Genomic DNA, 20,815 nt, shown 5'->3' on the forward strand with positions numbered 1-20,815 from the left:
CCCCGTCATCGCGACGGCGAGCCGGGCTTCGGCGCGTCCTGGCATGCGCCGCGGACAGCGGTGGCGGGCGGTCACGGCCACAGCTCCCGGGGCCGGGGGCCCTGCTGCGGAGGGCCGGGAGCCGCTGTGCCACGACGCGCGCGGCACAGCCCCCGGACGGGCCTACCGCGGGCCGTACTTCCGCCCCGTCTTCGACGTGATCCCGCCCAGCAGTCCGCGCGGCGCCACCTTCACCACACCCATCAGCGCCTTGTAGCGCGGGTCCGGGATCGACAGCGTCTTGCCCCGGGCGAGGTCCTTGAGCGCCTCCGCCACCAGCTTGTCGGCGTCCAGCCACATCCACGACGGGATGTTGTCCGTGCCCATCCCGGCGCGCTCGTGGAACTCCGTGCGTACGAAACCCGGGCACAGCGCCATCAGCCGCACCCCGCTCCCGCTGAGGTCCTTCGCCGCGCCCTGGGTGAACTGCACCACCCACGCCTTGCTCGCCCCGTACGTCCCGCGCGGCACGAAGGCGGCCACCGAGGCGACGTTGACGACCCCGCCGCGCCGCCGCTCCTTCATGCCGCGCACAGCCGCCGACGTCAGCCGCAGCACCGCCTCGCAGTGCACCTTGAGCATGGTGAGCTCGTCGGCCATCGGGACTTCGAGGAACTCGCCCTTATTGCCGAAGCCGGCGTTGTTGACCAGCAGGTCCACCGGGTGCGTGCGGTCCGCGAGCCGCTCCTCGACGGCCGCGATGCCCTCGTCCGTGGACAGGTCGGCGGCCAGGACCTCCGCCTCCACGCCGTGCTTGTCGTGCAGTTCCGTCGCCTGTTCCCGGAGGCGCTCGGTGTTCCGGGCCACCAGCGCCAGGTTGTGCCCGTCGGCGGCCAGCCGCCGTGCGAAGGCGGAGCCGATGCCTGCGGTCGCTCCGGTGATCAGTGCAGTCGTCATGTGGACCACGGTAGTGCCCCGGATCATCGCCGACCGCCCCGATCCCCAACCGGTGCGCTCTCCGCCCTAGTTGCCCGCCCGTGCCACGCTGCCGTGCTTGTCCAGGTGAGCGAGTGCCTTCTCCCGGGTGTACGGGGAGAGCACGTCCCCGGCCTCCAGCAGCCGTGGCAGCAGGTCGCGTTCCAGGGTGTGCGCCCGGAAGTGCGTCGCCACCGTCACCTCGTGCGCGGGCCGGTGCAGCACCGCGATGGCGTCCCCGGCCCGTACCGAGCCCGGCTGCACCACCTTGAGGTACGCGCCCGGGACCGCCGCCGCAGTGAAGCGCTTCACCCACTGCTTCTCGTCCAGCGCGCCCGCGAAGGTACGGCACGGGATGCGGGAGGCGGTCACCTCCAGGACCAGGTCCGGGCCGACCCGCCACCGCTCGCCGAGCAGTGCCCCGTTCACGTCCAGGCCCAGGGTGGTGAAGTTCTCGCCGAACTCCCCGTTGCGCAGGGGGCGTTCGAGCTCGGCCTCCCAGTGGTCCAGCTCCTCGCGGGCATACGCGTACACGGCCTGCCGGGTGCCGCCGTGGTGCCGCAGGTCGCACACGTCGTCGCCGACGAGCCCGCTGCCGCCGGTGCCGGAGGGCCCCGGATCGCGCACCTCCACCGGCCCTTCGGCGGGCCGTTTGCCTATGCCCGTCAGCCCTTCCGGCTGGCCGGTGTGGGCGCTGGCCGCGGCCCGCCCCCGATTGACACTCAGTAGCTTCATGACGCAGAACGCTAGCCGAGCCGAACTCAAAGCTCCGACCCGCAATTCTCTCCTGCACCCAAGCTCGTCTTATACTCGGCCCATGATCGAAGCCCGCCACCTCCGCGTCCTGCGCGCAGTCGCCGCCACCGGGTCCTTCTCCGCCGCCGCCCGCGAGCTGGGCTGCACCCAGCCGGCCGTCAGCCAGCAGATGAAGGCCCTGGAGCAGTCGGCGGGCACCACCCTGCTCATCCGCACCGGCCGCGAAATGCGCCTCACCCAGGCCGGCGAGGCCCTGGTCAGGCACGCGGTGGGCATCCTCGCCGGGCTCACCGCCGCCGAGGAGGAGGTCGCCGCCATCGCGGGCCTGCGGGCCGGCCGGGTCCGGCTCGTCTCCTTCCCCTCCGGCAGCTCCACCCTGGTCCCCACCGCCCTCGCCGCCCTGCGCGCCGCCCACCCCGGCACCCGCGTCTCCCTCGTCGACGCCGAGCCGCCGCGCTCGGTGGAGATGCTTCGCGAGGGCGACTGCGACGTGGCGCTCGCCTTCCGGTACGGGCCGGGAGGTGCCACCGAGGACTGGACCGACCTGGTCGTACGCCCCCTCCTCACCGACCGGCTGGTCGGCCTCGTCCCCGAGGGGCACCGGCTCGACGGGGCCGGCACCGTCGGCATCGGCGAACTGGCCGAGGAACCCTGGATCGCGGGCTGCCCGCGCTGCCGTCGGCAACTCGTCGAGGTCTGCGAGAGCGCGGGCTTCGCTCCCCGCATCGACTTCGCGACCGACGACTACCCGGCGGTGATGGGCCTGGTCGGCGCGGGGCTCGGCGTCGCCGTCCTGCCGGAACTGGCGCTGGAGTCGGTCCTGCACAAGGCGGTGCGCACCGTCGCGGTGGAACCTGCCGTACAGCGCGAGATCGTCGCGCTCACCCTGCCGGACCTGGCGCAGGTGCCTGCCGTGGCGGCCACGCTCGACCAGCTGGCACTCGCCGCGGCCCGCTGATCACCCCTCGTCCGGCCGGCCGGGCGCCGCCTTTCGTCCGTGGGGCGCCGGGGCCGGCCCTCCGTGCAGTTGCCCGGCGCCCCCGCCGCCCGACCTGCCGCCATCCGGGTGGTTGACCGCGGGGCGGGGCGGTGTGGTGAAGAAACGTTCCTTCAAGGATGGACGGCGGCCGTTGCCGGCGTCGGCGGCGGACTACTTCAGCAGGGTGACGCGTCGGGCGTGCTGCATGCCGCCGCCCGTCACCGGGTCCTGCTTCTTCGCGGCCGTCCCCGCCGCCGTACCGCCGACGGCGCCTCCTGCCGGAACCAGCCGGTGTCTGGCGCGGCCCATCAGCTCTTCGCGCTCGTCCTCGGTGAGGCCGCCCCACACCCCGTAGGGCTCGCGGACCTGGAGTGCGTGCGCCGCGCACTGCGCGCGCACCGGGCACCGCATGCAGACCTCCTTCGCCGAGTTCTCACGTGCGCTTCGCGCGGCCCCGCGCTCGCCCTCCGGGTGGAAGAACAGCGAGCTGTCGACCCCGCGGCAGGCCGCGAGGAGCTGCCAGTCCCACAGGTCGGCGTTGGGTCCGGGAAGGCGGGAGAAATCTGCCATTGGTTGTCCCCTTGCGTCTGTGCTGAGGCGGAAACTCTGTGCGAGACGGTACATCTACTATCTGAGTAGATGAAAATATGACTCATTGGAAATCTAGCCACAGACACCAGCAAAAGGGAAGAAAAGCGACTAAATGGGGCAGTGGGGGCACGAGAGGCCGGATCACGGGCCGTAACTCTTTCGAGTGACCGTCGTTGAGTTGGCTGAGGCGGTTGAAGGAAAAGGCGATCGGGCAGGTGTCCGAGAGCGTCAACCGCACAGGTGACGACTTGTATTCAGCCTGGAGGCCCAAGGTGACGCGCAAGAGCTGCGGAGGACGGTCATGACATCCGTCCTCGTCTGCGACGACTCCCCGCTTGCCCGAGAAGCGCTCCGTCGCGCGGTCGCGACCGTGCCCGGTGTCGAGCGCGTGACGACTGCGGCCAACGGCGAGGAAGTCCTCCGCCGCTGGGGCGCCGACCGTTCGGACCTGATTCTGATGGACGTACGGATGCCCGGTCTCGGCGGTGTCGAGACGGTCCGGCGCCTGCTGTCCGCCGACCCCGGCGCCCGGATCATCATGCTGACGGTCGCGGAGGACCTCGACGGGGTCGCGCTCGCGGTCGCCGCCGGGGCCCGCGGCTATCTGCACAAGGACGCGTCCCGCGCCGAGCTGCGCGCGACCGTCACGCAGGCGCTCGCCGACCCGACGTGGCGGCTCGCCCCGCGCCGGCTGCGGTCCGCCGAGATGGGCGCCGCCCCCACCCTCACCGCCCGGGAGATCCAGGTGCTGGAGGGAATGAGCCACGGCCGCTCCAACGCCGAGATCGGCCGCGAGCTGTTCCTCTCCGAGGACACCGTCAAGACGCACGCCAGGAGGCTCTTCAAGAAGCTGGGCGCCTCGGACCGTGCGCACGCGGTGGCGCTGGGGTTCCGCTGGGGCCTGGTCCGCTGACCGGACAGCAGGTGAGTTTGGTCCCCCGCTCGCCCTCGCGCGGGCGGGGAGCAGGACGCCCGATCCCGGTTCGGCGGCCGATGCCGCATCCTTGAGGGATGGGGTTCCTCGGGAACGGATCGGTCGAGCGGAAGGGGAGGGCGCGGGAGATGAGTCCTGGCGTACCTGCTCATAACGCTTCAGTGCACAACTACGGGCGCGGCGGCGCGGATGCCGGAACGTCAAGGCACCATGGACCGATGCGCGACGACGAGGCGGTGGCGGCCCAGGGGGCCATCGGTGCCCTGGTGCACCACGCCGTCGAGGGCGACGAACAGGCCACCCACGACCTGCTCGCCCACGTGCACCCGCTGGCCCTGCGCTACTGCAGGTCCCGGCTGTCCCGGCTGCCCGGTGATGCTCGTCACTTCGTGGAGGACCTGGCGCAGGAGGTGTGCGTCGCGGTGCTGATGGCGCTGCCGCGCTACAAGGACACCGGACGCCCCTTCGAGGCGTTCGTCTTCGCCATCGCCGCGCACAAGGTCGCCGACCTGCAGCGGGCGGCCATGCGCCACCCGGGGTCGACCGCGGTGCCCTCCGACGAGATGCCGGAGCGGCCCGACGACTCGCTCGGCCCGGAGGAGCGGGCGCTGCTCAGCAGCGACGCCGCCTGGGCCAAGAAGCTGCTCGCCAACCTTCCCGAGCACCAGCGTGAACTGCTGGTGCTGCGGGTCGCGGTCGGGCTGACCGCGGAGGAGACGGGACAGAAGCTCGGGATGTCGCCGGGCGCGGTGCGGGTGGCGCAGCACAGGGCACTGAGCAGACTCCGCGCCCTCGCGGGGCAGTGACCCGCGGACCGGCCCGCTCCTGCCGTACCGCGCACCGCCTACCGCATCGGCGTACCCGCGTGCAGGAGAAACGTACAAACTCGGCCGGTTGTCATGATCGTGGAATGTGACACCTCGGGTTCCCGTTAGCATGGACATCCGCGCCGGGCAAGACCATTTGGGAAGGTGTCATGACTGCGAACGTCGATGGAGTGCCGGAGAAATTCGCGACGCTCGGGCTGACCTACGACGATGTGCTGCTGCTGCCGGGCGCCTCCGAAGTGCTCCCCAACGCGGTCGACACCTCGTCCCTCATCTCGCGGAACGTTCGTGTGAACATCCCGCTGCTGTCCGCGGCGATGGACAAGGTGACCGAGTCCCGCATGGCCATCGCGATGGCCCGGCAGGGCGGCGTCGGCGTACTGCACCGCAACCTGTCGGTCGAGGACCAGGTCAACCAGGTCGACCTCGTGAAGCGCTCCGAGTCCGGCATGGTCACCGACCCGATCACGGTCGGCCCCGACACCACGCTCGGTGAGGCCGACGCGCTGTGCGCCAAGTTCCGCATCAGCGGCGTCCCGGTCACCGACCCGGCGGGCAAGCTGCTCGGCATCGTCACCAACCGCGACATGGCCTTCGAGTCGGACCGTTCGCGCCAGGTGCGCGAGGTCATGACGCCGATGCCGCTGGTCACCGGCAAGGTCGGCACCTCCGGCGTGGACGCCATGGAACTGCTGCGCCGCCACAAGATCGAGAAGCTTCCGCTGGTCGACGACGCGGGCGTCCTCAAGGGCCTCATCACGGTCAAGGACTTCAAGAAGGCCGAGCAGTACCCCAACGCCGCCAAGGACGCCGAGGGCCGGCTGCTGGTCGGCGCGGCCGTCGGCGCGAGCCCCGAGGCGCTGGACCGCGCCCAGGCGCTGGCCGGGGCGGGCGTGGACTTCCTTATCGTCGACACCTCGCACGGCCACAACAGCAACGCCCTCTCCTGGATGGCCAAGATCAAGTCGGCCGTGAACGTGGACGTCATCGGCGGCAACGTGGCGACCCGCGACGGTGCCCAGGCCCTGGTCGACGCGGGTGTGGACGGCGTCAAGGTCGGAGTCGGCCCCGGCTCGATCTGCACCACGCGTGTGGTCGCCGGCATCGGCGTCCCGCAGGTCACCGCGATCTACGAGGCCGCGCTGGCGGCCCGTGCGGCGGGCGTCCCGGTCATCGGCGACGGCGGCCTCCAGTACTCCGGCGACATCGGCAAGGCCCTCGCCGCGGGCGCGGACAGCGTGATGCTGGGCTCCCTCCTCGCGGGTTGCGAGGAGTCGCCGGGCGAGCTGATGTTCATCAACGGCAAGCAGTTCAAGTCGTACCGCGGCATGGGCTCGCTGGGTGCGATGCAGTCCCGCGGTCAGGGCCGCTCGTACTCGAAGGACCGCTACTTCCAGGCCGAGGTGTCCTCCGACGACAAGCTCGTCCCCGAGGGCATCGAGGGCCAGGTGCCCTACCGCGGTCCGCTCGCCAACGTGCTGCATCAGCTCGTCGGCGGACTGCGCCAGACGATGGGCTATGTGGGCGCCGCCTCGGTGGACCAGATGGAGAGCAAGGGACGTTTCGTCCGGATCACGTCGGCGGGCCTCAAGGAGAGCCACCCGCACGACATCCAGATGACGGTCGAGGCGCCGAACTACAGCCGCAAGTAGCACCCGCGTCCTGGAAGGGGCGGTTCCGGATTCCCGGGGCCGTCCCTTTCGGGCGTGTCGGGGATACTGGAACGGCAGACCAAGAGGGAAAGGCCACACAACGTGACTGAGATCGAGATCGGGCGCGGCAAGCGCGGCCGCAGGGCGTACGCGTTCGACGACATCGCCATCGTGCCGAGCCGGCGTACGCGGGACCCGAAGGAGGTCTCGATCGCCTGGCAGATCGACGCCTACCGCTTCGAGCTGCCGTTCCTGGCCGCCCCCATGGACTCGGTCGTCTCCCCGGAGACCGCCATCCGCATCGGGCAGCTCGGCGGACTGGGCGTCCTGAACCTCGAAGGGCTGTGGACGCGGTACGAGAACCCCGAGCCGCTGCTGGACGAGATCCGCGAGCTGAACGACGAGGGCGCCGCCACCCGCCGCCTCCAGGAGATCTACGCCGAGCCCATCAAGGCGGAGCTGATCGGGCAGCGCATCAAGGAGGTGCGCGACTCGGGTGTGGTCACCGCCGCCGCGCTCTCCCCGCAGCGCACGGCGGAGTTCTCCAAGGCCGTCGTCGACGCCGGTGTCGACCTCTTCGTGATCCGCGGCACGACCGTGTCGGCCGAGCACGTCTCCGGTGCCGCCGAGCCGCTGAACCTGAAGCAGTTCATCTACGAGCTGGACGTTCCGGTGATCGTCGGCGGCTGCGCCACGTACACCGCGGCGCTGCACCTGATGCGCACCGGTGCCGCCGGTGTGCTGGTGGGCTTCGGCGGCGGCGCGGCGCACACCACCCGCAACGTGCTGGGCATCCAGGTGCCGATGGCGACCGCGGTGGCCGATGTCGCCGCCGCGCGCCGCGACTACATGGACGAGTCCGGCGGCCGGTACGTGCACGTCATCGCCGACGGCGGCGTCGGCTGGTCCGGCGACATCCCGAAGGCCGTCGCCTGCGGCGCGGACGCCGTGATGATGGGCTCCCCGCTGGCCCGTGCCACGGACGCGCCCGGCCGGGGCCACCACTGGGGCATGGAGGCCGTCCACGAGGACGTGCCGCGCGGCAAGCGGATGAACCTGGGTGTCGTCGGTACCACCGAGGAGATCCTCACCGGCCCGGCGCACATCCCGGACGGTTCGATGAACCTCTTCGGAGCGCTCCGCCGCTCGATGGCGACGACGGGCTACAGCGAGCTCAAGGAGTTCCAGCGCGTCGAGGTGACGGTGGCGGACTCGCAGCACCGCCGCTGACCCGCTCCTCCGTACGGCCGGCTGCCCGCGCCGTACGGCTGAGCGCTCGCGTGCGTAAGCCCGTGGCCCGGCACCTCTTCGCGGAGGTGGCGGGCCACCGGTGTCTCTGCGGTACGCGGCCCCCCTTCACAGCCGGTGCGCTGCGCCCGCCGGGCTCGCGCCCCGGGTGTCCAGCAGGAGCTGGGCCTTCACGGCGAGGCCCTGGAGGTCGTAGGTGCGGTGGTGCTGGAGCAGGATCGTCAGGTCGGCCGCCGCCGCCGCCTCGTAGAGGGAGTCGGCGCGCGGGACCGGGACGTCGCGCACGCGCCAGTGCGGGACGTGGGGGTCGTGGTAGGTGAGGTGGGCGCCCATGTCGCGCAGCCGGGTGGCGATCTCGGGGGCGGGGGAGCCCTCCTGGTCGGCGAGGTCGGGCTTGTAGGTGACGCCCAGGAGCAGGACGCGGGCGCCGCGGGCGGACTTGCCGTGTTCGTTGAGGAGGGTGGCGCAGCGCTGGATCACGTACTGCGGCATCCGTCCGTTGATCTCCTGGGCGAGACCGACCATGCGCAGCGGGTGGCCGGGGGTCCGGCTGCTGTACGAGAGGTAGTTGGGGTCCAGGGGGACGCTGTGGCCGCCGACGCCGGGTCCGGGGCGGAAGGCCTGGAAGCCGTACGGCTTGGTCTCCGCGCAGCGGATGACGTCCCACAGGTCGACGCCGAGGTCGTGGCAGAGGACGGCCATCTCGTTGGCGAGGGCGATGTTGACGTGCCGGTAGTTGCTCTCCAGGACGCCGACGGTCTCGGACTCGCGGGGGCCGCGGGCGCGGACGACCTTGTCCGTGAGGCGGCCGTAGAAGGCGGCGGCGGACTCGGTGCAGGCGGGGGTGAGGCCGCCGATCACCTTGGGGGTGTGCGCGTAGTCGTGGGTCCGGTTGCCGGGGTCCAGGCGGCTGGGGGAGTGCGCGAGGTGGAAGTCGCGGCCCGCGCGCAGGCCGGAGCCCTGCTCCAGGAGGGGGCGCAGGAACTCCTCGGTCGCGCCCGGGTAGGCGGCGGACTCCAGCAGCACGGTGGTGTGCGGGCGCAGCCGCGCGGCGAGCGTGCGGGCGGCGGCCTCGACGGCGGACAGGTCCAGGGTGCGGTCCGGGCCGAGGCGGGTGGGCGCGCAGATCACGGCGGTGCGGACCCGGCCCAGTTCGGCGGGATCGGTGGTCGGGCGGAACCCCCTGGCGAGCATGCGGCGGATCTCCGCGGCCGAGAGCGAGCCGTCCACGGGTGAGCGGCCGGCGGCCAGCTCGGCGACGGGGCGCGGGTCGGTGTCGTACCCGATGGTGGCGATGCCGGCGGCGACGGCGGCCTGGGCGAGGGGGAGGCCGAGGTGTCCGAGTCCGATGACGGCGAGGTCTGCGGGCATGGCGTGAGCCGTCCTTCCCTTGGGTCCCCGGGCCCGCGACGACGCCTCCTTAACCGGGGGCGGGGCGGCGCGCAAGCCCTGTGGACAGTTCGAGCCGAGGAAATGTCAGACTAGGCGTAAATATGACCGTTATGGGGGATTTCGGGGCATCGTGGAGAGGGGTCGCGTGCTGCGTCCACCCCCCGGTTGTCCACAGGCGGTGGCTGAAGGGCCCGCCTGCGGCGAGAATCGGGTTCGTGGCCCCGGTCACACCCGTCCGAGAGGACCGCACCAGACGCACCAACCGCACCACACCAACCGCACCAACGGGAGGCAGCAGTGAGGACAGCGACACTGGGACCGGCCGAGCGCGCCGAGGCGCTCGCCGCGATGGCCGAGCGGGAACTGGACGTGCTGGTGGTGGGCGCGGGCGTGGTCGGTGCGGGGACGGCGCTGGACGCCGCGACCCGGGGCCTGTCCACCGGACTCGTCGAGGCCCGCGACTGGGCCTCCGGCACCTCCAGCCGGTCGAGCAAGCTGATCCACGGCGGGCTGCGCTATCTGGAGATGCTCGACTTCGCCCTGGTGCGGGAGGCGCTGAAGGAACGCGGGCTGCTGCTGGAACGGCTGGCTCCGCACCTGGTGAAGCCGGTGCCGTTCCTCTACCCGCTCCAGCACAAGGGCTGGGAGCGGTGGTACGCGGGCTCGGGCGTGGCGCTGTACGACGCGATGTCGGTGTCTTCGGGGCACGGACGCGGACTGCCGATGCACCGGCACCTGACGCGCCGGCACGCGCTGCGGGTGGCCCCTGCGCTGAAGAAGGACGCGCTGACGGGCGCGCTGCAGTACTACGACGCGCAGATGGACGACGCCCGCTTCGTGGCGACGCTGGTCCGCACGGCCGCCGCGTACGGGGCGCAGGTCGCCAACCGGGCGCGTGTCGTCGGTTTCCTCCGGGAGGGCGAGCGGGTCGTCGGGGTGCGGGTCGAGGACGTCGCGACCCGAGGGGAGTACGAGGTCCGGGCCAAGCAGGTGGTGAACGCGACCGGGGTGTGGACGGACGACACCCAGGCCCTCATCGGGGAGCGCGGCCAGTTCCACGTGCGCGCGTCCAAGGGAATCCACCTGGTGGTCCCCAAGGACCGGATCCACTCGTCCACCGGGCTGATCCTGCGCACCGAGAAGTCGGTCCTCTTCATCATTCCCTGGGGCAGGCACTGGATCGTCGGGACGACGGACACCGACTGGGACCTGGACAAGGCGCACCCGGCGGCTTCCAGCGCGGACATCGACTACCTGCTGGAGCACGTGAACTCGGTGCTGGCGGTGCCGCTGACCCGGGACGACGTGCAGGGGGTGTACGCGGGGCTGCGGCCGTTGCTGGCAGGGGAGTCGGACGCCACCAGCAAGCTGTCCCGCGAGCACACGGTGGCGCACCCGGTGCCCGGCCTGGTGGTCGTCGCGGGCGGCAAGTACACGACGTACCGGGTGATGGCGAAGGACGCGGTGGACGAGGCCGTGCACGCGCTGGACGTGCGGGTCGCGGAGTGCGTCACGGAGGACGTGCCGCTGCTCGGCGCCGAGGGGTACCGGGCCCTGTGGAACGCGCGGGCCAGGATCGCGGCCCGGACGGGACTGCACGTGGTGCGCGTCGAGCACCTGCTGAACCGGTACGGGTCCCTGGCGGAGGAGGTGCTGGACCTGATCGCGGAGGACCCGGGGCTCGCAGATCCGCTGACCGGCGCCGAGGACTACCTGCGCGCGGAGGTCGTCTACGCGGCCTCGCACGAGGGGGCCCGGCACCTGGACGATGTGCTGACCCGGCGTACGCGCATCTCGATCGAGACCTTCGACCGTGGCACCCGAAGCGCCCTGGAGTGCGCGGAGTTGATGGCACCCGTGCTGGGCTGGGACAAGGGGCAGGTCGAACGCGAGGTCGAGCACTACGAGAAGCGGGTCGAGGCGGAGCGCGAGTCGCAGCGTCAGCCGGACGACCTGACGGCGGACGCGGCGCGGCTGGGAGCGCCGGACATCGCACCGTTGTAGGAGGGCCGTTACGGGGAATCCGGGAAGGAAGGCCGCCGCGGAGCGCACGCCGCGGCGGCGCCGCCGCAGGGGCGGAGCCGGACTGGGACGGGACGCGAGTGGGGGTGGGAAGGAAGAGGGGCGCGGCGTGAGGGTGCGTTGCGCCCCGGGGGTGTCGGCGGTCTGCGCGTGAGAGACAATGAGGGCTCTGCCAGGGCGGGTTGCCGCATCGCCGGAGAAGCTGCCGAGTGGGTCTGCGACGCGTTCGTACGGCCGGGGCACGGGGCGAAGATCAGGGATCGCAGAGGGGACGCATGTCGGACGAGCCGGAGCAGTCGCGGAAGAGCACGCAGGACGCCGTGTCCGACAAGAAGGATGCCGCGGACAAGGCTGCGGCGTCCGCGGACGAGGGAGCCGTCTCCCAGGACGAGCGCGCCGCCTCCGCGGACGAGGGTGCCGCGCCGCAGGACAAACCTGCCGCGTCCCCGGGCAGGGGTGCCGGGTCCCGGGGCGCCGCCGGTGACTCGGTCGGAAAACCGGCCGGCAACGCGGTGTCCGGCCGCAAGGCCGCCTCCGACGAGAAGGCCGCCGCCGCGGCCGGGGACACCCCGGCCAAGGAAGCCGCAGCGAGGGACTTCGCCGCGCGGAAGGCCGAGGCCAAGGCGGCCGAAGCGGCCAAGGACGCGGCCTCCGACACCTCGAAGGAGGTACAGGGGCGACTGCTGGCGGGCCGCTACCGGCTCGGCGACGTCCTCGGCAGGGGCGGCATGGGCACCGTCTGGCGGGCCGTCGACGAGACCCTCGGCCGCACGGTCGCGGTCAAGGAGCTGCGTTTCCCGACCGCCATCGACGAGGACGAGAAGCGCCGCCTGATCACCCGTACCCTGCGCGAGGCCAAGGCCATCGCCCGGATCCGCAACCACGGCGCGGTGACCGTCTTCGACGTGGTCGACGAGGACGACCGGCCCTGGATCGTCATGGAGCTCATCGAGGGCAAGTCGCTCGCCGAAGCGGTCCGTGAGGACGGCCTGCTGACGCCGCGTCGGGCCGCCGAGGTCGGCCTGGCGATCCTCGACGTGCTGCGCGCCGCGCACCGCCAGGGCATCCTGCACCGCGACGTGAAGCCGTCCAACGTACTGATCGCCGAGGACGGCAGGGTCGTACTGACCGACTTCGGTATCGCCCAGGTCGAGGGCGACCCCTCGATCACCTCCACCGGCATGCTCGTCGGCGCCCCCTCGTACATCTCGCCGGAGCGGGCGCGCGGCCACAAGCCCGGCCCCGCCGCCGACCTGTGGTCGCTGGGCGGACTGATCTACGCCTCGGTGGAGGGAGTCCCGCCGTACGACAAGGGGTCGGCCATCGCGACGCTGACCGCGGTGATGACCGAGCCGGTGGACCCGCCGAAGAACGCGGGCCCGCTGGAGGAGGTTATCTACGGTCTGCTCGCCAAGGACCCGGCGCAGCGGCTTGACGACAAGGGGGCGCGGGCGCTCCTGAACGACGTGCTGAGCCAGCTGGACGACGCGGAGGCGGCCGGCGACGAACTGGCCAGGTCCGATGCCACGAAGGTGGTTCCGCTTCCCCCGCTGCCCGCCGAGCCGGTGGCCGCCCGGACGCCGGCGGCGCCCCGCACGGCCAAGCCGGCGCGCACCCCGAAGGCGAAGAAGGCCGCGGCGCCCGCGGCTGCCGCCACCGCTCCGGTGGCGTCGGCGGTCGCCGGCGCGTCCGCCGCGGGGGCCGCCACGGCCGCGATGCAGTCGTCCGGTGCGGGCTCCGGCTCCGGCGGGGGCACCTCGCCCGGGACGGTCGGCGGTATGTCGCCCGCCGCGCGCAAGCGTGCGCTGCTGGTGGTCGCGGTGGTGGCGGTGATCGCCGTCCTCGGTACGGTCCTCGCGCTCGCGCTGGCCAAGGACGACGCGAAGGGCAGGGGCGAGGAGGGCAAGAACGGCGCGGCCACGTCCGGCGGCGCCGCCTCCGGCGGGAGCGACAAGAGCACGGACAAGAGCACGGACAAGGGCACCGAACCCGACAAGGGCGCCGCCCCGGACAAGGACAAGGACGACACGGCGGGCGGCGAGACCGGCGGCGCGACGGACGGAACCAAGCCCTCCGGCGATCCGAGCACCCAGAAGCCCGACGGCAACGCGGTTCCGGCGGGCTTCGAGACCGTCACGGACTCCCAGTTCCGCTTCACCATGGCGATGCCCGAGGGGTTCAAGAGGACGGGCGTGGCGGGGCGGAGCTCGGGCGGGATATACAGCAAGGGCGGCGGATTCCCGCGCGTGCAGGTCGACTTCAACGCCAGCCCGAAGGACGACGCGAAGGCGGCGTGGGCCGCCGCGGTCGCCGTCGTCAGCGGCAGCAGTCAGGGGTACAAGCACCTCGGCATACGTCCCGTCGACTACAACGGCTACCCCACCACCGCCGACTGGGAGTTCGAACGCGTCCAGCAGGGCAAGCTGATACACGTGCTCAACCGCGGCTTCAAGGTGGACGGCAAGCGCGGCTACGCGATCATGGTGAGCTGCCCGGCGGACGCCTGGCAGGGCGAGGAGTGCACCAAGCTGCGCGAGACGGCGTTCGCCACGTTCAGGCCGACGTCCTGACGCCCGCTCCGCGATTGCCCAACGGATGTCCGGGCAGGATGCGTTGACACTGCCTCGCGACGGGGTATTGCCACGTATCGTGAGACCCCGCGGACCGTACGCAGCCGCAATAAGCCGGTAAACGACCGGGATTGACGGTTTGCGGCGGTTCGCATGTCCGGGGACACGGTCGCGGAAGACCGGGACCAGCAGGGAACAGCGCGCTTTGGGGAGGCGTCGTGGACGACTACGCGGGTCGGGTGCTCGCCGGCCGCTACCGCCTGCCGCTGCCGCCTTCCGACGAGTACGACCTCGTGGAGACCCGGGCCTTCGACGGAGCGAGCGGCCAGGAGGTCCTGGTACGGCAGGTGCCGTTGCCCGAGGTGGTGGAGGCGGAGTTCGTCGACGCCGACGGCGGCCCCGTGCACCGGCGGCCGGCCCCCGGCCGGGGACCCCGCAGGTCCGGCGACCCGGCGGTGCGGCGGGCGATCGAAGCGGCGCAGGCCGCAGCCCAGATCCCCGACCACCCCCGTCTCGACCAGGTCTTCGACGTCTTCGAGGAAGACGGCTCCCTCTGGATAGTGAGTGAGCTGGTGGCCGCGCGCCCGCTGGCGGCACTGCTCGCTGAGGCCCCGCTCAGCCCGTACCGGGCGGCCGAGGTCGCCTCCGACGTGCTCACCGCGCTGCGGGTGCTGCACGCGCACGGCTGGACCCACCGGAACATCACCGTCCGTACCGTGCTGGTCTGCGACGACGGCCGCATCGTCCTGACGGGGCTGGCGGCCGGCGCGGCCGAGGAGGCCCTGTGCGGATACGCGCCGATCCCCGGCGCGGGCGGCGGAGTCCTGCCGGAAAGCGGCGCCGCAGGTGCCCCGGCGCCGGGCGGCCCTACGGCCGGCTGGGGCGAGGCGTCGGTTCCGGTGCCGCGCGGTCACGTGGCGCAGGGGGACGAGGGCCTCGCAGGTGCGGGAGGCGCGCACGGTTCGGCGCTGCCCGCGCTCCCCACCGACTTCATGGGCCGCTCCGCGCCCGACTCCGGCGCGGAGCCGACCCGGCCGCACGGGGACCGCGCCCTGCCCCCCGCGCCCGCGGAGTCCGACCCGCGGGCGGCACGGGCCGGAGCGATAGCCGCCTACCGGGCCGGTGCGCGGGCCGCGGCCAGGGCCACCGAGGACCAGCGCCGCCAGGCCGTCGAGCCGTCGCGCAGCCCGTACCTCCAGGACCCGGACAGCGGGCCGGGCGGCGGCACGGCCCCGGGAGCGGTGTCCCCGTACGGGGCCGCGGCCGCCGGGACCGGGCCGGTCGCCCCGTACGGCGAAGCGCCCGGCAGGGTCCGTACGGCGGCCGGTGAACCGTACGGACAGCGGCCGGGCGGGGCGGTGTCCCCCTACGGGAGCGCCGGAACCCCGGGGACCCCGCGCGCCGGGGACCCCGCGCGCGGTACGGACGTGGAACGCGGCGCACCCGCCGAGCGGGGCGCCGGGGCCGGGCGCCGGGCCAACCCGGGGCACGGCCCGGCCGGGGAGCGCGGCAAGGGCGTCGAGCGGGTCGGCGGCCAGGAGCCGGGCGGCAGTTGGCACGGCGCGCTGCCCCGGTCCTCGGGCGGCGCGGGCGGCGAGGCGCTGCGCGCGGACGACCTTCGGCACAGTCACCCCGGTCCCGCCCGGCCGGCCGCCCGGGGCGCCGGGCCGCCCCGGCACCCCCACGGGTCGCAGGGTGCGCAGGGCTCCTCCCGCGGACAGCTCGCTGTCCCCGCCGGGTCCGCCGAGCCGCCGTCCTCGGGCGGGCGGTGGGACGACGTCATCGCCGGGCTGCCGTATCGCGGCCCCAGCACGCCGCTCGCCGCCGAGCGCTCCCGGCAGACCCGCATCGCGGTCGTCGGCGCGGTCACCGAGCGCTGGGCGCCCGAGCAGGCCGGACCGGTGTACGAGAACTGGCAGCTGGCTCCGCCGATCGGTCCGGCCACCGACCTGTGGGCGCTGGGCGCCCTGCTGTTCCGTGTCGTGCAGGGGCACGCGCCCTACCCGGAGGACAACGCCGCCGAACTCGTGCAGATGGTGTGCGCCGAGCCGGCCGCCTTCGCGGAGGAGTGCGGTCCGCTGCGGCCGGTCGTGGAGTCGCTGCTGCGTCAGGACCCCACCGAGCGTCCCGACTTCGAGGAGCTGCGGGGCTGGCTGCGGTCGCTCGTGCGGTCGGCTCCCGAGCCGGACGCGGGAACCAAGGTCGTACCGCTGCCGTCGTCGCCGCCCGACGCCGCGCGGCTGCCGATCGTACGGCGCAGGGGCGAACTCGTCCGCAAGCGGCGGGGCGGCGCGCAGCACGGACGGCACCGGAACAAGCAGGACAGGGGCCGGACGAAGGCGGCCAAGGGCGCCGGGCCGCCGCGCGCCCCGCGCGTGCAGCGGGAGCCACGGATCGGCGGCCGGCAGCCGCGCTCGCTGGGCAAGTGGCTCCTGGTGCTCGTCATGGCGGGGCTGGCGGCGGCCGTGGCGGTCGCCGTGCTGTTCCTGCCGAAGGGCGGGGAGGCCGCGCGGGACGGGCGCGACGCTGGCAGCGGGCAGCCCGCGTCGTCCGGGCCGCAGCAGCCCGCTCCCGGGCCCTCCGACGACGCCCCCGCCGACCCGCCGCCGGCCGACGACAAGAACGGCGACGCGTCCCCGCCCGCCGGTGAGCGGACCGACGAGCCGCCCGCCCAGCCGGCCCCGGCCTCCGACCTGCCCGCCGGGTACGTCCTGCGCAAGGACCCGGACGGCTTCCAGGTCGCCGTGTCCAAGAACTGGCAGCGGACGCAGATGAACGAGGACCGCCAGGTCCGCTACCAGGGCAACGACATCGAGCTCGTCGTCGTTCCCGGCCGTGACACGGTCAAGGACAAGGGCGGCGACCCGATGGCCTACCAGCTCAGGGTCGAGCGGGAGCTGCAGCCGCTGCGCGATTCCACCTGGGCCACCTCCGGCGGGCTCAAGCGCATCGGGATCGGACAGCAGGCGCTCGCGGAGGGCCAGTTCACCTGGACGGACAGCAGCGGCCGGGACGTCTTCGTGCGCAACCGGGCGATGATCATCGCCGGGAAGTACCACATCGTCCAGGTCATCGGCCCCGACTCCGCGCGCGACGAGGTGACCGAGGTGTTCGACGCCGCGGTGCGGTACTACCGGCCCACGACGTAGTGGCGGACGAGGGGCGGCGGGCCCGCCGGACCCCGTGCCGAAGAGGACCGGCCCGGTCACGGTGCGGTCTCGTGATCGGCCCTCTGTTCCCCCGTCGCAGGCCCGATCCGTAACCTGGGCCGTCGAAGACACGGGGCGGTGGGCGGGAACGTGGCGAACGGCAGCGGCGGGGAAGCGGGCAGCGGCACGACGGCGGGTCAACTGCTGGCGGGGCGCTACCGCCTGGGCGACGTCCTCGGCAGCGGCGGCATGGGACGCGTCTGGCGCGCCCGGGACGAGGTGCTGCACCGCACCGTCGCCATCAAGGAACTGCGGGCCGGTCTGTACGCGGCCGAGGCCGACCGTGCGCTGCTGCACGCGCGTACGCAGAAGGAGGCGCGCGCCGCGGCCCGGATCAACCATCCCGGCGTCGTCACCGTCCACGACGTGCTCGACCACGACGACCGGCCGTGGATCGTCATGGAGTACGTCGACGGGCCCTCCCTCGCGGACGCGCTCAAGGAGACCGGGCCCTGCGACGCCCGCGAGGCCGCCCGGATCGGCCTGCACGTCCTCGGCGCGCTGCGCGCCGCGCACGCGGTCGGTGTGCTGCACCGGGACGTCAAGCCCGGCAACGTGATGCTGGCCAGGGACGGCCGGGTGCTGCTCACCGACTTCGGCATCGCGGCCATCGAGGGCGACTCGACGATCACCCGTACCGGTGAACTCGTCGGTTCCATCGACTACTTGGCACCGGAGCGGATCCGCGGCGAGGACCCGGGGCCCGCCTCCGACCTGTGGGCGCTCGGCGCGACGCTGTACACGGCCGTCGAGGAGCGCTCGCCGTTCCGCCGTACGTCGCCGATCGGCACGCTCCAGGCGGTCGTCTCCGAGGAGCCCGCGCCGTCGTACCGGGCGGGCGCACTCGGTCCCGTCGTCGTCGCGCTCCTCCGCAAGGAGGAGCGGGAGCGGCCGACGGCGGCCGAGACCGAGCGGATGCTGCGGGAGGCGAGGGAGGGACGGGCGCCGCTCCAGGCACAGGCGCACGTGCCGACCCGCCGGGTGACCGAGGACGAACTGCGGGCCGTCGTGCCCGCGCAGCCCACGACGCCGCTGCCGGCGCATGCGCCAGGAACGGGCCCGGCGCCCGGGGCCTACGGTGCGCCGACCGGACCCGTGCGGACACGGGGCGGAACGCGCGGCAAGGTCGCGCTGACCGTGCTGGCGGCGGCGGTTCTCGGCGGCGGGGCGGTCTTCGGGGTCCTGCGGCTCCTGGACGCCGACGACGCGGGCAGGGGTGCGGAGGCGGCGGTGGGACCGGTGCGGACACCGCAGCAGGACGGCGGCACGGCGAAGGACGAGGGTGCCGGGCAGGGCGGGGACGACGAGCAGGACCCGAAGCAGGACCCGGGCACCGACAGAACCCTCCCGGCCGGCTGGCGCTGGGAGCGGGGGGACGGCTTCCGGCTGCCCGTCCCCCAGGGATGGCGGCGCGAACGGTCCAAGGAGAACCAGTACGACTACTCGCCGGACGGCGGCCGCCACCGCATCCGCGTCAACATCGACCCCTCGCCGGACTTCGACACCCCCTACCGGCACCTGGTGGACGTGGAGAAGGGGCTGTCGAAGCGGCTGCCCGGCTTCGAACGGCTGCAGCTGACGGAGGACGTCTACCGGGACCGCCCCAGCGGACTCCTGGAGTTCACGTACACGGAGAGGACGGACCACCCGGGCAAGCGGTACGCACTGGACCGGATGCACTTCGGGGACGGCGGCGCCCCGGAGTACGCGATCTACGTGACGGGGCCGGACGGGTCCCGGGCGGAGACACGCGCCCGGTTCCGCCAGGTGCTCCGGGGCTGGAGCACGGACGGCTGACGGCCGCCGCACCCCGCGTCCCGGGTGCGGTGCCCCGTACCTCGCCGGACGCCCGAAGATCCTCGGTCTCCCGTGCTCCGTCGGGGAAGCGCCGCTGATCAGGGCTTATGTGCCAGTGTCTGCTGGCGCAGTCGTGCGAGGCGGCGAAAAGCCGTTACCGACGGGTACCAAAAGTGCCCGCCGGGCCATACGCTCGCGTCCATGACGGACTCGCAGGCCCTCACGGCACCCCTCGGCACCAACCCCGTCGCTCCCGCGCCCGCCGGCGCGCGCACGGCGGCGGACGTGATCACCCCCGAAGTCGTCGCCCAGCTGACCCGCGGGGTGGCCGGCTCCGGACGGACCGCCCACCACGGCCCGTTCACCGGCGAGAAGCTGTCCGACCTGCCCGAGTCCACGCCCGAGGACGTCGCCGTCGCCTTCGCACGGGCCCGCGCCGCCCAGCCGGTGTGGGAGGCCGTGCCCGTCAAGCAGCGGGCCGCGGTCCTGCTGCGCTTCCACGACCTGGTGCTCCAGCGGCAGGCCGAGATCCTCGACCTGATCCAGCTGGAGACCGGCAAGGCCCGGCTGCACGCGCACGAGGAGGTCCAGGCCGTCGCGATGGCCGCCCGGCACTACGGCCGCCAGGCCCCCGCGTACCTGCGGGCCAAGCGGCACATCGGGGCGGTGCCGACCCTCACCAAGGTCACCGAGCAGCGCCGGCCGCGCGGTGTCGTCGGCCAGATCGCGCCGTGGAACTACCCGTTCGAGCTGTCCGTGGGCGACTGCCTGCCCGCTCTCGTCGCGGGCAACGGTCTCGTCATGAAGCCGGACACCGAGACCGCGCTGTCCGCCCTGTGGGGCCGGGACCTGCTGGTCGAGGCGGGCCTGCCGCCCGAGGTCTTCCAGGTCGTCCTCGGCGAGGGCCCGGTCGTCGGCCCCGAGGTCGTCCGGCACGCCGACTACGTCTCCTTCACCGGTTCCACCCGCACCGGACGGGAGATCGCGCAGAGCGCGGGTGCCCGCCTGGTCGGCGTCTCCCTGGAACTCGGCGGCAAGAACGCCATGCTCGTCCTTGAGGACGCCGACGTGGAGAAGGCCGCCGCCGGAGCCGTCCGCGCCTGCTTCGCCTCCGCCGGGCAGCTCTGCATCTCCATCGAGCGGCTGTACGTCCACGAGTCGGTCGCCGACGACTTCGTGCAGCGTTTCGTCGCCCGCACGAAGGCGATGCGGCTGGGCACCGCCCTGGCGTACGGCGCCGATCTGGGCTCCCTGGCCGGCCCGCGCCAGCTGGAGACGGTGACCCGGCACGTGGAGGAGGCCGTCAACAAGGGCGCCACCGTCCTGGCCGGAGGCACCGCCCGCCCCGACGTGGGCCCCTACTTCTACGAGCCGACCGTCCTCGAAGGCGTCGAGGCCCCGATGGCGGTCTGTGCCGAGGAGACCTTCGGCCCGGTCGTCTCGATCTACCGGTTCCGCGACGAGGACGAGGTGATCGAGGAGGCCAACGCCACCGCGTACGGCCTCAATTCGAGCGTCTGGACCAGGAACGGCAAGCGCGGCCACGCCGTCGCCGCCCGCCTGCGCACCGGCACCGTCAACATCAACGAGGGCTACGCCCCCGCATACGCCAGCGTCCGGGCCCCGATGGGCGGAATGAAGGAGTCCGGGCTGAGCCGGCGGCACGGCGCCGAGGGCATCCTCAAGTACACCGAGGCGCAGACCGTCGCGCAGCAGCGGCTGGTGCCGCTCGCGCCGTCCTTCGGCATGGACGACGAGAAGTACGCGGCGTTCATGACGACCAGCCTCCGGGTGATGAAGGCACTGCGGCTGCGCTGACGGCCCGGGGCAGGACAATGAGCCCCGCCCCGACCGCCGCATGCCGTGTCCCTATTCACTTTTCAC

Annotated in this window: 13 protein-coding genes and 1 pseudogene; 10 read left to right on the forward strand and 4 right to left on the reverse strand. The window is 73.1% G+C overall.

Translation table 11 applies throughout. The features are described from left to right. Positions 1 to 162 precede the first annotated feature (162 nt). Positions 163 to 936, reverse strand: coding sequence for an SDR family NAD(P)-dependent oxidoreductase (locus HNQ79_RS07045; RefSeq protein ID WP_185028088.1), 774 nt, complete (start codon positions 934 to 936; stop codon positions 163 to 165). Between the two features lie 66 nt (positions 937 to 1,002). Next, a complete protein-coding gene (locus HNQ79_RS07050) occupies positions 1,003 to 1,689 on the reverse strand; it encodes an MOSC domain-containing protein (RefSeq protein ID WP_185028090.1) in 687 nt (228 codons plus the stop codon). Positions 1,690 to 1,771: 82 nt separating this feature from the next. On the opposite strand from HNQ79_RS07050, the gene HNQ79_RS07055 reads away from it, so the two are divergent. Beyond that, positions 1,772 to 2,668, forward strand: coding sequence for a LysR family transcriptional regulator (locus HNQ79_RS07055; RefSeq protein WP_185028092.1), 897 nt, complete (start codon positions 1,772 to 1,774; stop codon positions 2,666 to 2,668). Between the two features lie 267 nt (positions 2,669 to 2,935). Here HNQ79_RS07055 and HNQ79_RS34425 read toward each other — a convergent pair. After that, positions 2,936 to 3,259: pseudogene (locus HNQ79_RS34425) on the reverse strand (WhiB family transcriptional regulator); the annotation flags it as partial. A 322-nt stretch (positions 3,260 to 3,581) separates the two neighbouring features. Between HNQ79_RS34425 and HNQ79_RS07065 the strand changes: the two are divergent. The 4 genes from HNQ79_RS07065 to HNQ79_RS07080 all read left to right on the forward strand — a co-directional run bounded on the left by HNQ79_RS07065 (position 3,582) and on the right by HNQ79_RS07080 (position 7,923). After that, positions 3,582 to 4,193, forward strand: a complete 612-nt coding sequence (locus HNQ79_RS07065) for a response regulator transcription factor (RefSeq protein ID WP_003948568.1) — start codon at positions 3,582 to 3,584, stop codon at positions 4,191 to 4,193. 239 nt (positions 4,194 to 4,432) lie between these two features. Beyond that, positions 4,433 to 5,020: a sigma-70 family RNA polymerase sigma factor gene (locus HNQ79_RS07070; protein ID WP_185028094.1), complete on the forward strand. Its 588-nt coding sequence runs from the start codon at positions 4,433 to 4,435 to the stop codon at positions 5,018 to 5,020. A gap of 170 nt (positions 5,021 to 5,190) precedes the next feature. Then, positions 5,191 to 6,693: an IMP dehydrogenase gene (gene guaB / locus HNQ79_RS07075; protein ID WP_185028096.1), complete on the forward strand. Its 1,503-nt coding sequence runs from the start codon at positions 5,191 to 5,193 to the stop codon at positions 6,691 to 6,693. Between the two features lie 102 nt (positions 6,694 to 6,795). Next, on the forward strand, positions 6,796 to 7,923 hold the full coding sequence (locus HNQ79_RS07080; RefSeq protein WP_185028098.1) for a GuaB3 family IMP dehydrogenase-related protein: 1,128 nt from the start codon (positions 6,796 to 6,798) through the stop codon (positions 7,921 to 7,923). Positions 7,924 to 8,049: 126 nt separating this feature from the next. On the opposite strand, the gene HNQ79_RS07085 is transcribed toward HNQ79_RS07080, so the two are convergent. After that, positions 8,050 to 9,312, reverse strand: coding sequence for a nucleotide sugar dehydrogenase (locus tag HNQ79_RS07085; RefSeq protein WP_185028100.1), 1,263 nt, complete (start codon positions 9,310 to 9,312; stop codon positions 8,050 to 8,052). Positions 9,313 to 9,630: 318 nt separating this feature from the next. Between HNQ79_RS07085 and HNQ79_RS07090 the strand changes: the two genes are divergently transcribed. The 5 genes from HNQ79_RS07090 to HNQ79_RS07110 all read left to right on the forward strand — a co-directional run bounded on the left by HNQ79_RS07090 (position 9,631) and on the right by HNQ79_RS07110 (position 20,749). Next, the gene (locus HNQ79_RS07090) at positions 9,631 to 11,337 is read left to right on the forward strand and encodes a glycerol-3-phosphate dehydrogenase/oxidase (protein WP_185028102.1); all 1,707 of its coding nucleotides are present in this window, start codon (positions 9,631 to 9,633) and stop codon (positions 11,335 to 11,337) included. A gap of 293 nt (positions 11,338 to 11,630) precedes the next feature. Further along, positions 11,631 to 13,925: a serine/threonine-protein kinase gene (locus HNQ79_RS07095; RefSeq protein WP_185028104.1), complete on the forward strand. Its 2,295-nt coding sequence runs from the start codon at positions 11,631 to 11,633 to the stop codon at positions 13,923 to 13,925. A gap of 218 nt (positions 13,926 to 14,143) precedes the next feature. Continuing rightward, entirely contained in the window at positions 14,144 to 17,074 is a 2,931-nt protein-coding gene (locus HNQ79_RS07100) for a serine/threonine kinase C-terminal domain-containing protein (protein ID WP_185028106.1), read from the forward strand. Positions 17,075 to 17,224: 150 nt separating this feature from the next. Next, positions 17,225 to 18,931 carry a serine/threonine-protein kinase gene (locus tag HNQ79_RS07105; RefSeq protein ID WP_268253551.1) on the forward strand — a complete coding sequence of 569 codons (1,707 nt, stop codon included), beginning with the start codon at positions 17,225 to 17,227 and terminating at the stop codon, positions 18,929 to 18,931. A gap of 201 nt (positions 18,932 to 19,132) precedes the next feature. Next, entirely contained in the window at positions 19,133 to 20,749 is a 1,617-nt protein-coding gene (locus HNQ79_RS07110) for a succinic semialdehyde dehydrogenase (protein WP_185028108.1), read from the forward strand. Positions 20,750 to 20,815 lie beyond the last annotated feature (66 nt).

The sequence above is a fragment of the Streptomyces candidus genome (assembly GCF_014207445.1).
In the GTDB taxonomy this organism is placed as follows: Bacteria; Actinomycetota; Actinomycetes; order Streptomycetales; family Streptomycetaceae; genus Streptomyces; species Streptomyces candidus.

Bases quoted from the DNA above. Each gene is read 5' to 3' on its own strand.
- HNQ79_RS07045 (WP_185028088.1), bottom strand. From the start codon at position 936: ATGACGACTGCACTGATCACCGGAGCGACCGCAGGCATCGGCTCCGCC.
- HNQ79_RS07050 (WP_185028090.1), bottom strand. From the start codon at position 1,689: ATGAAGCTACTGAGTGTCAATCGGGGGCGGGCCGCGGCCAGCGCCCAC.
- HNQ79_RS07055 (WP_185028092.1), top strand. From the start codon at position 1,772: ATGATCGAAGCCCGCCACCTCCGCGTCCTGCGCGCAGTCGCCGCCACC.
- HNQ79_RS07065 (WP_003948568.1), top strand. From the start codon at position 3,582: ATGACATCCGTCCTCGTCTGCGACGACTCCCCGCTTGCCCGAGAAGCG.
- HNQ79_RS07070 (WP_185028094.1), top strand. From the start codon at position 4,433: ATGCGCGACGACGAGGCGGTGGCGGCCCAGGGGGCCATCGGTGCCCTG.
- guaB (WP_185028096.1), top strand. From the start codon at position 5,191: ATGACTGCGAACGTCGATGGAGTGCCGGAGAAATTCGCGACGCTCGGG.
- HNQ79_RS07085 (WP_185028100.1), bottom strand. From the start codon at position 9,312: ATGCCCGCAGACCTCGCCGTCATCGGACTCGGACACCTCGGCCTCCCC.
- HNQ79_RS07095 (WP_185028104.1), top strand. From the start codon at position 11,631: ATGTCGGACGAGCCGGAGCAGTCGCGGAAGAGCACGCAGGACGCCGTG.
- HNQ79_RS07110 (WP_185028108.1), top strand. From the start codon at position 19,133: ATGACGGACTCGCAGGCCCTCACGGCACCCCTCGGCACCAACCCCGTC.